This window comes from Pseudoalteromonas sp. UBA2102, from assembly GCF_002331165.1.
In the GTDB taxonomy this organism is placed as follows: Bacteria; Pseudomonadota; Gammaproteobacteria; order Enterobacterales; family Alteromonadaceae; genus Pseudoalteromonas; species Pseudoalteromonas atlantica.
This window is the reverse complement of sequence record NZ_DCYU01000084.1, coordinates 1-14,877: the sequence shown is the minus strand read 5'-3', so window position 1 is coordinate 14,877 and position 14,877 is coordinate 1. Positions and strand designations below refer to the sequence as shown.

The window sequence follows — 14,877 nt, the reverse complement described above, 5'->3', positions numbered from 1 at the left end:
TTTAACAATTAACTGATTATTTACTGAATAAATAACCAATTAAAGCTAAATTATTTTCCTGATGTATCACAGTTATGGCTTAACAACATTAATTCGCGCAGTGCAACTGAGAACTTAGCAAAGTCGTGACTTTGCGAGGTTTTAAATTCAGCTAACATTTGCTTCCAACGCTGTAGCAGCAGATCTTGGCTGGCCATCCACTGATCGATTTGATTATCAACATCGTTTTCGTCACCTTCAAAGCTGTTTAGCACAACATGAGAAAGCGTACGTTGTTGCCAATCAAGCTCTTCACGGTACGACGCACGGGCAAGTGCTTGCCAATGGTTAGAAACAGGCTGGTTAGTAATTTGATCTAAGAACCAGTGTAAGCCCATACGCGAGCCAAGTTTAAAGTAGGTATTAGATACCATCGCCACACTGCGGCCTGAATTATGCGCTATTTCAGCAATATCCATTACAGAGAACAGGCTAGAAAGGTCAATAATACGCTTAGCAATTTGCTTAGGTACACCTTTTTCAACTAACTCATTTGCTTTGCCAGTCAAACATTCGTGTTCTTTGTCTTGCATGTACGTATTTAAGTTTTCGCTTAAATCTTTAAACGTTGGCGCAAAGAACTCGATAGCTTGTTCAATTGTTTGTGCTTTATTACGATGACGTAAGAACCAGCGTGTTGCACGGCGAACAGTACGACGTAATTGGTACAGCATTTCGGTTTGAACTGCTGCTGGGATTTTATTATCTAGCGCGCTGATTGATGACCAGGTTTCACGCATTTCAAAAATCTCACTCGCAATTGAGTAGCACATTGCGATTTCAGCTTCGTTAGCACCTGTCTCTTCGTTCATGCGTACCATGAAGTTTAAGCCCATGTCATTAACGATATTGTTCGCCAGTTTTGTTGCAATAATTTCTTTGCGCAGTGGGTGATTATCCATCGCGTCGTTAAATTTTTCACGCAGTGGACGCGGGAAAGACTTAACTAGTAGCTGACGGTAGTAAGGGTTTTCAGTAATTTCATCTGTTACTAAAGACTCTTTAAGCACCATTTTAGCGTACGAAACTAATACTGAAAGCTCTGGACGTGTTAGGTCTTTACCTGCTGCAGCGCGCTCTGCCAACTCTTCATCCGTTGGTAAAAACTCAATTGCACGGTTTAGCTTGCCTTCTTTTTCAAGGGCATGAATAAAGCGGATCTTCTCTTTAAGAGTTGATGCACCTTTAGACTGTGTAATCGACAATGTATGTGTTTGACGGTAACAATCTTTAAGTACAAGCTCAGACACTTCGTCGGTCATAGAGTAAAGTAACTCATCACGTTGTTTACGTGTTAAATCCCCTTCTGAAACTAAGCCGTTAAGTAAAATTTTAATATTTACTTCGTTATCTGAACACGCAACACCGCCTACGTTATCAATAAAGTCGGTATTTACACGCCCGCCTTTGGCTGCAAACTCGATACGCCCTAATTGGGTTGCACCTAAGTTACCACCCTCACCTAATATTTTAGCGCCAAGGTCTTTACCGTTTATGCGCAGCGCATCGTTTGCACGATCCCCTACATCAGCGTCTGTTTCGTGGCTGTTTTTAATGTAAGTACCAATACCACCGTTCCATAGTAAATCAAATTCCATCATTAATGAGGCTTTGATTAACTCGTTCGGTGTCATGCTTGCTTTTTTAGTGCCAAGCATTTTTTTCATTTCTGGGCTTAAAGAAATCGATTTAGCTGCGCGCGAGAAAATCCCACCACCCGCTGAAATCAGATCTTTATTGTAATCTTCCCATGATGAACGTGGCAGGTTAAACAAGCGCTCACGCTCTGGGTAAGAGGTCGCTGCATCTGGTGTAGGGTCTACAAATATGTGCATATGGTTAAACGCGACTTGTAAGCGAATGTGCTTAGACAATAACATGCCGTTACCAAATACGTCGCCGGCCATATCACCAATAGCAACCACAGTGAAATCGGTAGTTTGACAGTCAATATCCATTTCACGGAAATGACGTTTAACAGACTCCCATGCACCTTTTGCTGTTATGCCCATTTTCTTATGGTCATATCCTACTGAACCACCTGATGCAAACGCATCACCTAGCCAGAAGTTGTATTCGTTAGCAATACCGTTAGCAATATCAGAGAAGGTAGCTGTACCTTTATCGGCTGCAACTACTAAGTATGGGTCGTCTTCATCGTGACGCGTTACATTAGCTGGCGGTACAATTTCACCACGCTCAATGTTATCGGTAATGTCTAATAAACCACGGATGAAAATTTTGTAACACTCTTGACCTTCTTTAATAAAGGCTTCGCGTTCACTCGGTAGCTGCTTACATACAAAACCACCTTTAGAACCTACCGGAACAATTACGGTGTTTTTAACTTGTTGTGCTTTTACTAAGCCCAATACCTCAGTACGGAAATCTTCACGACGGTCTGACCAACGAAGGCCACCACGAGCAACTTTACCACCGCGTAAATGCACACCTTCTACACGCGGAGAGTATACAAAAATCTCAAATGCTGGCAGCGGAAGCGGCATATCAGGAATTAAGCTAGGCTGTACTTTAAACGACACGTAAGATTTAAACTGACCTGTTTCATCTTTTTGGAAGTAGTTAGTACGCAGTGTTGCCACAATCATATCTACGTATAAACGTATAATACGGTCATCATCAAGGTTCGCTACGTTTTCAAGCTCTAAGTAAATTTGTGCACTTAATTTCTCAAGTGTTTTAGGGCTTGCAGGGCTTTTTACTGAGAATTTTTTAGCAAATAAGTTAACTATTTGCGCAGCAATATGCGGGTAATTTGCAAACGTGCTCTCAATGTAGGTCTGTGAGAAAGTAACCCCAATTTGGCGCATGTATTTTGCATAGGCACGTAATATAGAGGCTTCACGACCTGTTAAACCACCCATTAATACTAAGCGGTTAAAGCCGTCGTTTTCAAGGCGGTTGCCCCATACATTAGTTAATGCAGCGCGAAAACGAGCAGAAATCTTATCAAAGTCGGCCATTCCTTTGCTGTCAATCAGCATAGAGAAGTCCATGATCCAATTGATACGACCATCACTTGTTTTAACAGAATATGGCGTTTCACCTACAACGCGTAAACCAAAGTTTTCTAGCATTGGCATAACATCAGATAAGTGAATGGGCTCATCTTTATGGAACAAGCTTAGGCGTACAATATTGCTGTTAGCTTCTTCTTGCGGACGGTAGAACAGCATTTCTAGCTTGTTCTCGTCGTTTAATAATTCTAGTTTTTCAATATCTACAACCGCAGCACTCGGTAGTACTTCATCTTTGTAAGAGCGTGCAAACGCGTTGCAATATTTACGATTTAGCTCATTACCGCGGGCTTCCCCTGCTGACTCTAACAGTGCAGATTGTAATTTATCTTCCCATGTACGAGCAGCTTCTACTAGGTTGTTTTCGATGTCTTTCACGTTATATTCGATATTGTTATCGGTCACACGAACGGTGTAATGTGTACGCGCCAGTGTTGACTCAGAGAAATAGGTAGTAAATTCGACTTTTTCGTCAGAATTAAAGGCGTTAGCTAAAATGTCTTGTGTTTCTCGGCGCAGCGCTGTGTTATATCGCTCACGAGGAACGTACACCATGCAAGAGAAGAAACGTCCGTAGGCGTCTTTACGAACAAACAAGCGACACATGTCACGCTCTTGAATTTGTAAAACACCCATTGCTACTTCAAGTAACTCGCTCTCGCGAGCTTGAACTAATTCATCACGTGGGTACGTTTCTAAAATATTAAGTACCGCTTTGTATGCATGGGTGCCTTTTGCAAAGTCACACATATCCATGATGCGGTTAATTTTAGTTTTTAGAACAGGCACATCTGCTGCGCTGTTGTTGTAAAAGCTTGATGAAAATAGGCCGATAAAACGGTCTTCACCAACCACATTGCCTTCATCATCAAAGCGTTTAATACCAACGTAATCTATGTACGCTGGGCGATGAACGCGCGATACAGAGTTCGTTTTTGTTAATACTAATAAGTTACTGCTGAGGGCTTCTTGGCGAGCAAATTCAGGTAATTCAGATAATAAACGTGTGTGCTCATCGGTTGAATTTTTCATCAGGCCAAGGCTTGTGTCCATTTTACCTTTTAACTGGTAATCACCTTGTACAGGGGTAAGCTCGTACTCGCGATAACCCATTAAAGTAAAGTTATCTTTAGCCAGCCAATCTAAAAACTCTACGGCTTCAGATACTTCGTTCTTATTTTTATTGTGCTTACGTTTTGGTACTTCTTTAGTAACAGAGACTAATTTTTCGCGAATTGGCTGCCAATCATCTACCGCAATAGAAACATCAACCAATACTGATTCGAGCTCTTTTTTGAAAGACGCAATAACAGATGCATCGGTTTGGCGGTCAATCTCAATAAAGAACACTGTTTTAGTAGAGGTCGATTCTTGCTCTGCTTTTAAATTTGATAAACCAGAAATTTTAGCGTTATCGTCACGCTGAATTTTTAGTGGGCAGTGAAGTAATAAGTGAGAAGCTATATTTTCACGGGTCATAGCCATACGAACAGAATCGACTAAAAATGGCATATCTTTAGCAATAATTTCTACAATTGTATGTGATGACTGCCAGCCATCTTTTGCTACTTCAGGGTTGAAAACGCGAATTACTGCGTCGTCCGTGGTGTTTTTTTCTAGTGCATTCCAAAGGCTGAGTGCAGCACCGTATAGGTCACTATCATTGCGATTTGCCAAATCCTCTTTAGACATATTGCTGTACAAGGCTTTGGCGAATTTCTCAACGAGTAACACATTATCAGCGTGAACTTTTTTCTGGATAAGCTTACAGACATTATCTAGGATAACCGAGGCTTGGCCTTCATTTCGTGTCATTGTATGTTCCTTAATCTATTACTGCTTTTAGTTAAGCAGAATATTTGTACAGCCATTTATTAGCGTGGAGTCAGTTAAATTCTAACCCTTTTAGCGCTAATAAACAGCCTTTTCGATGAAAACATTTTAAGCATTTCAGCTATTTGGTCATCTATTCACAAAATATAGATATAAATGACCATTACAGGTCATTTAGGAGCACAATTATTCACTTTATTTTTTCTGGTCGGTCCACAGCAGACTACCAATTGCGGGTAATAGCAGTACCGCACCTAACATATTTACTAAAAACATGAAGGTAAGCAGTATTCCCATATCTACTTGAAACTTAAGATCAGAGAATATCCACGTACTAACACCTATCGCAAGGGTGATACCGGTAAACAATACAGCACTGCCACGCTCAACAAGGGCATTACGGTACGCCACGCTCAGCGGTACGTTTTGCTTAAGTTGGCCCATCATCGAAGAAAGTATATAAATACCGTAATCCACACCAATACCTACACCTAAGGCTATAACAGGTAAAGTAGATACCGTTAAGCCAATTTCTAATTGCACCATAAGTGCTTGTGCAAGAGTTGATACAATATACAGAGGTAATACCACTGCGATTGTCGCCTTCACACTCTTAAAGCTTAACAAACACAAAATAATAACTGCGCCGTAAACGTAAAGCATCATCGGAATTTGCGCCGCAGAAACAGACTCGTTTGTTGCCGCCATAACCCCTACAGGCCCAGACGCTAACTTAAAGGCTAACTTATCTGTGCCTTCTTCTTGTGCAAATTGCTTAACACGTTGAATAACGGTATCGATTGTATTTGCTTTGTGATCATCTAAAAATATAATCACCGGCATGACTGAGCAATCGCCATTGAGTAATCCTGTGCTTGTTTCTACACGGGCTGTTGATTGCACTAAGCTGGCTGAGTTACGCGGTAAGCTTTGCCATTTTAAGTTACCTTCGTTGTAACCTGCGTTAACCGACTGCGCCACAGAGCTTAAACTAACCGCCGATTGTACGCCTGGCACGTTTTCTACCTTGTACTGAAAACGGCTAATGCGCGCCATCACATCGTGCTCTGTACACGCCGCAGGGTAAGCCTCAACAATCACTTTTAAAATATCCGACGAAATGGTGTATTTGTCCGATATTAAAAAAGTATCTTGATTGTAGCGAGCATCTTGATGCAACGAAGGCGCACCTGCATGTAAATCACCAATTCGCATTTTATCTGCTTGCCAGTAACCTAAGGCAAATAACACCAGCGTAAAACCAATAATCATTTTTGCGGTTTTAGGGTCTGTGGCTTTTACTAATAAATCGCGTATCGCATCTAGCATATTTGGCTTTTGCGCATCGCCTGATTGAATATGCACAGTGTTGGCAAAATTCATATACGAGGCCCACACTGGCAATAAAATTAAATTAGTAAATATAATAACCGCAACACCTAAACTTGCTGTGATTGCAAGTTCACGAATAATACCTATATCAATAGTCAGCAGGGTTAAAAAGCCCACCGTGTCTGAAAGCAGCGCAATACCACCAGGTACAAGTAATGCTCTAAAGCTTGATTGACAACAAATGCGGGTACTTTTGCCCTCACCTACTTTTTTACCAATGGCGTTGATCATCTGCACGCCGTGGCTTACACCAATCGCAAATACTAAAAACGGCACCAATATAGACATAGGGTCGAGTCCAAAACCTAAACTCGACAGCAAACCCATTTGCCAGATTACGGCAATAATTGAACACGCTATAGGTAAAATGGTGAGCTTTAAACTGCCACAAAATAGCCAAACCATAATAAAGGTAAAACCAATGGCAATAGCAAAAAATAGCACCACACCTTTTGCCCCCAGAGCGATATCGCCGGCCATTTTGGCAAATCCAATAATATGAATACTGACTTTATCTGTACTTAAAGGCTCTCTTACTTGCGTTTCTAACTTATCTGCAAATGCCAGTGTATCTAGCTTTTGCTGAGTTTGCGGGTCGGTTTCTAGTAGCTGCGCGGTCACCATGGCACATGAGTAATCGCTGGCAATCATTCGCCCTACTACTTTTGCTTTTTCAATGTTTTCTTTAACTACTGCTAAACCTTTTTGGTCAGCTTTAAAGTTTGCAGGAATAATCGGGCCGCCAGCAAAACCATCTTCAACCACTTCGACAAAGCGCGCACTGGGCGCAAAAATAGAGTTAACTAATGGGCGGTTTACACCAGGAATAAAATACAGTTGATCGTGTACTGCTTTTAATTGGGTGAAAAATTCGGGGTTAAAAATGTTGCCACTGTCATCACACACCGAAATTAAAATGCTATTTGCGCCACCAAATTGTTTTTCGTGTTTGGTGTACACTTTCATGTATTCATGATTTAGCGGAATATTTTTGTTAAACGAGGCGTCTAGTTCAATGTGAGTGGCTTTATAGCCTAAAAAACATGTGATTAGCGCAAAAGCGATCAACATGATAGTACGGTGTCTAAACACCGCCTTTTCTAAAAAATCTAAAAACGTATGCATTAAGGGTTTAACTCCTTCACTTTAATGCCATCTTCTGTTGCCATGACTAATTTATTATTAATTATTACGCCATCAAGAATAGCTTTACCATCGGGGCGTTGTTCATGTGTAAGTAAGCCGTCTTTTAAATGAAAGATCACACCACTATTTGCCAGCAGTAACCAATGCTCATTATTATAATTTATAATGTTATTAACCGTGGCCGTTTTAACATTTTCAAAATGCTGCCATTGTTGTTCATTTTTATTTTTAGCAAATACATTTCCTCTGAGCCCTGCCACAATTTCTTGCTGCGCATCTGATGCTACCGCAAAAAAAGAACCTGGGTAAATTTCATCAAGGCGTTGCCATGTTTGACCATTATCACTGCTTTTGGCCATTAACCCCATTTCACCGACTAACATCAAACCACTGTCTGTTTTTTCAATACGGTTAAAATGAGGCAGTATAGATGTTGTTTCGGCCTCGTAGCCTTGAGGATCATTTTCTTTTAAATCATTCAAATACTCTCTGTCTTCACTAAACAGTAAAGAGTCTAAAAAGCGTTTATGCCAGTGCTTGCCGCCGTCACTGGTTTGATAAAACATGCCATAAGCGCCCACAGCAAAACCATTTGACTCATCTTCAAAGTAAATATCTAAACACGGCTTATCAAGCTCTGGCTTTGCTTGTTGTAATTGCCAATTTAAACCACCATCGGTGGTATTAATTATGGTGGCATCGTGCCCGCACGCCCACCCGTGGGTGTCATTAGAAAAATCGACAGCCGTTAACAATACCTGTGTAGGGACGCTTTGCGCTTGCTGCCATTGCTCAGCGTTTTTGCTTGTTATTACCGTACCGTGCTTACCTACAGCCACTAAAGCAGCACCTGTATTAGTAATATCAGTTAGTAGGGTTTTATTTGCGTTGATTGCGCTAATAGCATACTGAGGTGCATCTTGTGCAATACTCGCACCGCTTATGATCAGGCTGGCATATACCAAATACTTCATAAATTTTAATCGCCTTGAACTGAAGAATTGTTTGTCTGTTTGCTGAGGAAAATCCTGCGTGTCGTATAGACAAACGCGATGAGAAAGAAAAAAGCAGCTAACGGGCTGTTAGCTGCATATTACGTTGTTATCTACCTTCACGGCGTAAAGCGCTTGAAGTAAATTCGTTATCGTTAAACGACTCTGAAAAGTCGTACATTTTTTCTTGGTTATCTAAACCAATAGCTAAGTAACGGCGCGAATTTAAATCATGATACACTTCTAAGGTACTCCACTGCGTAGGTACTTCGTAGTAGTTTAAGCCATATGCCATTGCTACACGATAAAGCTGGTCGCGATTATCATAAATATCGGTCACTTGTACTTGCCAGCTATCTTCATCAATATAAAACACGCGTTTTTTATAAATATGGCGTGTATCATCTTTTAAGTTAGCTTCAACCACCCATACACGGTGCTTTTCATAACGCGTATGCTCTGGATTAATGTGGCCTGGTTTTAAAATATCGTCGTACTCTAGTTTATCACTGTGTAACTTGTAGCTATTGTACGGAATATATAGCTCTTGCTTACCTTTTAACGTCCAGTTGTAACGGTTAGGTGAGCCATTAAACATATCAAAATCATCGGTAGTACGTAAGCTATCTGCGGCTGTACCTGGTGCGTCATATGCAACATTTGGTGCACGACGAACACGACGCTGACCCGAGTTATATGTCCACGCTTGGCGAGGTGTTAAAATTTGATCCATGGTTTCGTGTACAAGTAGCGCTGTACCGGCAAGGCGTGCTGGCTCTGTCACCTTTTGCTTAAATTTAAACAAAATGTTTGAGTCTTGAAGCTCTGCAGGGGTCGCTTTAGGATCTGAATATTTAACCAATAGTTGTTCATCAAAGCCTACATAATTGTACGAACCCGATGCGGTGGGTGCAGCTTGTCCACCAAAACGCTCTATTGATTGTCCACGATAGCGTAATAAGTGATTCCAAATAGCTTCTAAGCCAGATTTAGGAATAGGAAATGGAATACCAATTGCGGTATTTTTTATTCCGTTGCCACCTTCAATAAGCTCAGCCGTTGCAGCAAACTCTTTTGTTGCATCGTATACAAACTGTGGGTAAGACGCAGAGCGGCGCGTTTCATAAACAGGCATTTTAAACGTATCTGGGTATGCTTCAAATAAAGCAATTTGACCAGGGCTTAAGTTAGCTTTGTACTTATCAAGGTTTGTTTTATCAATGGTAAACAACACTTTGTCCGCAGAATACGGGTCTAAATGGTGCATGCCTGGCTCATAACCTTCTGGTGCAGATGTAATACCGCCATTCCACGCTGGAATTGACCCATCAGCATTGGCTGCTTTTTCTGCGCCAAATGGCGTTAAGTCTTGTCCTAAACGTGCAACTTCTTCAGCGCTCATTTTTGCCATTGCCGCTGAACTTAAAAACATGCTACACAAAGCGGTAGCGATGAGGGTAGGTTTTTTAATCATACTAATATTACCCCTAAATTGAATATTTTAAATTGAAAGAAACGTAGTCACGATCTGAGAAAGTATTGATATCGCCACCACCCCAAAATGAGTTGTAGCTCACATCAAGTGACCATGCATTTTGGTAATTAAAGTTCATCGTTACACCCAACGATTTACGGTCTTCAATAAACAAGAACATAGGATCAGGTGTGTTACCGTTTACATCATGAGAAAATACAAATCGTGGAGAGAAGTTAATGCCATTGTAAAGGTTAAAGTAATCACCTTTAGCAATTAGGCGGTAACCCCAAGATGATGCCGTTGCAAACGACTTTTCTTCTGGGCCATTAGAAAGGCCTAGTTGTAATGTTGTGTAGTCAGTAGTGCCTGGGCCTGTGATCACACCGCTTCGACCTGTACCCGACACATTTAAACGCATTTCGTCGTAATCAGGCATATCATGAATTTTCACAGCACCTACTTCACCTACTACAGCCCAGCTATCAGCACCTAATGACGGGCCAAATAAATGTGTTGCAGTAAACTGAATTTGTGATGTGTCGCGTTCAATATAACCTTGTGCAACTTCACCTGCCGCTACAGAGCTAATCGCATCACCAAAACTCATTTGCGAAATACCCGCAAAATCTGGGCGAATACCGGCAAGCGCCAATTGTTCAGGCATGGCGGTATAAAGTAGCTCTACATCGTCTATTTGTAATGGTTCGTCTTTACGAAATGTAAACTCACCAGCAAACGCGGTTTCGCCAATTGTGGTGTTAAAGCTTAAACCGTAAAGTTTAATATCTTCTGGGTAATCATTTTCTGCTTTTGAAAACGCAACTAAATCTGCCACGTTGTCATCTGTAATTTCTGTTGTTGCAATCATCGCTAAATCTTGTGCGATGGCAGCTTGCGAAAAGTTAGATACACGACCAGAAATTAGCGGACGTCGACTATGGTAGTTAACGTGGTATAACGCCACTTCTGTGTCGTTCCACTCTGGTAAAAATACACCTAAACGTAAACCATATTGGCCGCCATCATCTGGCTCTGTTTTACCGTTATCGCCTTTACCTTTAAGCGCAACTTTAGTTGGATGAGCTAAATACATGTTTGCAAGCAGGGCTTGGCCTTCAGCACTTGTTGGGTCAATACCCTGTGCTGCGGCTACCTGAGCAAAATTAGTATAAAGGTTATTAAGGCTGTCGGTTAAAAAGGCCATATCAATGTCAGGGTTTGAAGTAAAACCTAACTGTACATTTTGCTGATAGCCGTTTTCTGCTGCAAAGTCATTGGTAGAAAAATAAGTACCCGCAGCCGGTAAGCGTGTTTCATGCCATTGGTACTGATAAAAACCTTCTAAAGTAATATTTTCAGTGATCCCTAATGACGCCCAAAGCATACCTACAGGAATAAATGCTTCTTTAAGCTCAGCACCTGGCGCTTTTAAGCGGTCAATATCGACCGGGTTTACGTTAATACCATGAGAGATAAGTGTACTCTCACCCCAGTTAACTACTTGTTGACCAAGGCGAATTGACAGCGGGTTATTGCCATCGTTTAAGTCAAAATTTGCCCAAACGTAGGCATCTAATAAACGAATGTCGGCACAGCTTTGCTCTTTTGTGTCGTCATCATCACATGGATCTACGCCTTGTCCTGAGGTTGGGTTAACGTAGGCTCTATCACCATCCATTAACTCAAAATCGTAAAAGTACATAAAACGTGTGAATAAGCCGTAGTTATCTTTACTAATTGAAAGGTCGTGTGTTCCTTTCAATAATTTTGAAAACGAATCACCGCTATCAAAATTAAGATTACCTGCATCGCCATTATTAGAGTAAGAGCCTGGTTGAGCCCAAACATCTTGAGAAGAATAAATTGTATTTAATGAAGGATTATACCCAGTCCAATCAAATGCAGGATTATTGCTTTTACCAATAATGTCGAAATCTCTGTCTTCAACACGGACGCTTTGACCATAGGAAAAAGTTGAGTCGAAGGCGACATCAAAGCCCCCTACCTCAAAATTTGCTGCATTCGCTGCTGCAGATAAACCTAAGCTTGCGGCTGCTAAACCTATAGCTATTTTGTTTTTAACAAAAAGCGATCTTCTTATCATTGTGTATCCCCCCTGTCGTGGGTAATTATGTGTGATCAAGTTATTGTTTTTAGTGTAATCTTAACGATAGAAGCGATTATAAAAAATTACAAATGGTCGCGTTCAATCAATTATTATATTTTTTGAGCTGACGTTTACGTATTGGTAAGACGTCATACCAGATAATTTATACACGTAAATTAACAATAGAACAAATTGAAATTAACAAAAAGATAATATTTTTATGTATCTATAACATAAAAACAGCAGGTTAGGCGATACGTTCGAGGCGAATAAATTTATTCTCGGGGGTAAGTAAAAGTCTAAAACGCCCTCTTAATCCTATAGATGAAATGTAAGGGCGTAAGTGCGAGGCGGCAAAACGTATTGTTTTACCGTTATCCTCAACCACTTGTACTGAGCTAAAACGACCATGGTAGTAGTCCATGCATTTGTTATAGCTCAGGTGTAAAGAGAAGTAATACTCAATCATTTAATTAAGCGCTTTTTCAACCTTTTCATATAAATCAGTACTTAATCCTTCAAGGTTTGCTAAGCGTTGCAACTGTGCTTTCATTGCTTGAGCACGGGTTGTGTCAAAGCGTTTCCACGACATGAAAGGCGTTAACATTCTAGAGGCATTTTGCGGATTAATCGCGTTTAGCTTAATAAGTAAATCACCTAATAATGCGTAACCTTCACCATCTTTTCTGTGAAATTGTGCGGTATTAAAATGACTAAAGCTGCCCACTAATGCCCGTACACGATTTGGATTTGAAAAATCAAAGCTAGGATGCGCGTACAACGCTTTTATATTCTCAATAGCATCATCACCAGATTGCATAGCCTGCAGCGCAAACCATTTGTCCATAACTAAAACATCATGACGCCACTGGCTATCAAAATGATCTAACAACGTTGTTCTTAACGGGTGTGATGCTTTTACTACCGCACTCAATGAGGCTAAAACATTGGTCATATTCGGTGAATCTGCCGATTCTTTGATAAAGCGGTCAACTTGCTCAGAAGGTATTTTAGCTAAGTAATGTAAACAAACACCTTTAAGCGCTCTTATAGCCACTGCATCTGGATTTATACTGCCATCATCTACTAACGAACTGTAACAATGTAAAAGCTCATCAGATAATTGCTCGGCAATCTGTTGCTCAAACAATCTTGTGATTGTAATGATTTCGTCAACAGGAATTATGTCAAACTCAGCGGCAAACGTGTCAAAGCTTGGCAGTTTTATAAGTTCTGCTACCAGTGCTAAATCGCCACTTTGTGCGCTTATTAACACACGGAGTGCATTAATAACGTTTTCACTTAATGTTGCGTGTTCAGGTGCATTAACTGCTTGCTTAACTGCATTAATAAATAATTGCTGCTGCGCATCCCAACGCGAAAAATCGCTGCGCGCAAAACGCATAATATGCAGTAAATCAGGTTCTGAATTTTGCTGGCTTAAAATACAGGGCGCAGAAAAATCTTCAAGTAGTACAGCCACTGGGCGAGCAGGTATTTGATCAAAGTAAAACGTTTGCGTTGGCGCAGTTACGTTAAGCACGTGGTCGCGTTTTTCACCTTGATAAGTAAGTGCAATACTTTGCCCATTTTCATCTAATAATTCGATGGCAAATGGAATGTGAAGGCTCTTATTATCTGGCTGATTTAGCGGAGCTGATTGCTCAATTGTTAAAGTATAAAGTTGCTTATCGTGATCATAGTGCTGTGTTGCATTTAATCGTGGTGTACCAGATTGGCTATACCAACGCTTAAATTGCGTTAAATCTATGCCTGAAGCATCACTCATTGCAGCAACAAAATCATCACAGGTAACCGCTTGACCATCATGGCGTTCAAAGTAAAGCTGCATCCCTTTTTGAAAGTTAACCTCACCTAACAGGGTGTGCATCATTCGGATAACTTCAGCCCCTTTATCGTAAACCGTTACGGTATAAAAGTTATTCATTTCGATAACTTTTTCAGGGCGAATTGGGTGCGCCATTGGCCCCGCATCTTCACTAAACTGATGTGTGCGCATTACTTTAACGGCATCAATGCGGTTAAGTGCGCGTGAGCCTAAATCGCTACTAAATTCTTGGTCTCTGAATACTGTGAGCCCTTCTTTTAATGATAGCTGAAACCAGTCTCTACAGGTAACACGGTTACCCGTCCAGTTATGAAAATACTCATGACCAACAATCGACTCTATCGTGTGATAATCTTTATCGGTGGCGGTTTCTTGGTTAGCCAATACGCATTTACTATTAAATACATTTAGCCCTTTGTTTTCCATTGCTCCCATATTGAAAAAATCTACGGCAACAATCATGTAAATATCTAAGTCATATTCTAGGTTAAAGCGTGTCTCATCCCAATGCATGGCTTTTTTTAATGAGTTAATTGCATGTGGTGTTTTAGATAAATTGCCTTTATCAACAAATAACGCAAGCTCAATTTCGCGACCACTTTTTGTTGTGTAAGTGTCTTTTAGTACATCAAAATCACCCGCTACTAAGGCAAATAAGTAACTTGGCTTTTTAAATGGGTCTTGCCATTTAGCAAAATGGCGGCCATCAGCTGTTTCACCACTGTCAATTTGGTTACCATTTGACAGTAAATGCTTAAAGCTTTTATCAGCAATAATCGTCACATCGTACGTGCTTAGTACGTCAGGGCGGTCTAAAAAGTAGGTTATTTTTCTAAAACCTTGCGCTTCACATTGCGTGCAATACGCTCCACCAGATAAATACAAGCCTTCTAAAGAGGTATTTGTATCAGGAGAAATTTCAGTAACAATTTTAAGCTGGCATGTGTGAGGTAAATCATTAATGATTAGGTGCTCACCTTCAATCTTATAATTAGTATAAGCAA

The 14,877-nt window shown here is 40.7% G+C and carries 7 protein-coding genes; all 7 read right to left on the bottom strand.

Features of this window, described 5'->3' with window-relative positions:
• Window positions 1–50: 50 nt before the first annotated feature.
• On the bottom strand, window positions 51–4,892 hold the full coding sequence (locus B2R65_RS11360) for an NAD-glutamate dehydrogenase (RefSeq protein WP_054982573.1): 4,842 nt from the start codon (window positions 4,890–4,892) through the stop codon (window positions 51–53).
• 213 nt (window positions 4,893–5,105) lie between these two features.
• Entirely contained in the window at window positions 5,106–7,427 is a 2,322-nt protein-coding gene (locus tag B2R65_RS11355) for an efflux RND transporter permease subunit (protein WP_286742715.1), read from the bottom strand.
• Window positions 7,427–8,422, bottom strand: a complete 996-nt coding sequence (locus tag B2R65_RS11350) for a WD40/YVTN/BNR-like repeat-containing protein (RefSeq protein WP_286742714.1) — start codon at window positions 8,420–8,422, stop codon at window positions 7,427–7,429. The genes B2R65_RS11355 and B2R65_RS11350 overlap by 1 nt, the downstream gene beginning before the upstream one ends.
• A gap of 127 nt (window positions 8,423–8,549) precedes the next feature.
• Window positions 8,550–9,914 (bottom strand): DUF1329 domain-containing protein, encoded by a 1,365-nt coding sequence (locus tag B2R65_RS11345; RefSeq protein ID WP_024033529.1) that lies wholly within the window; start codon window positions 9,912–9,914, stop codon window positions 8,550–8,552.
• 13 nt (window positions 9,915–9,927) lie between these two features.
• Window positions 9,928–12,021 (bottom strand): DUF1302 domain-containing protein, encoded by a 2,094-nt coding sequence (locus tag B2R65_RS11340; RefSeq protein ID WP_286742711.1) that lies wholly within the window; start codon window positions 12,019–12,021, stop codon window positions 9,928–9,930.
• A 250-nt stretch (window positions 12,022–12,271) separates the two neighbouring features.
• Entirely contained in the window at window positions 12,272–12,493 is a 222-nt protein-coding gene (locus tag B2R65_RS11335; RefSeq protein WP_286742708.1) for a DUF2835 domain-containing protein, read from the bottom strand.
• On the bottom strand, window positions 12,494–14,877 hold a 2,384-nt coding region (gene pepN / locus B2R65_RS11330), incomplete at its 5' end, for an aminopeptidase N (RefSeq protein WP_286742707.1). It abuts the gene before it with no gap.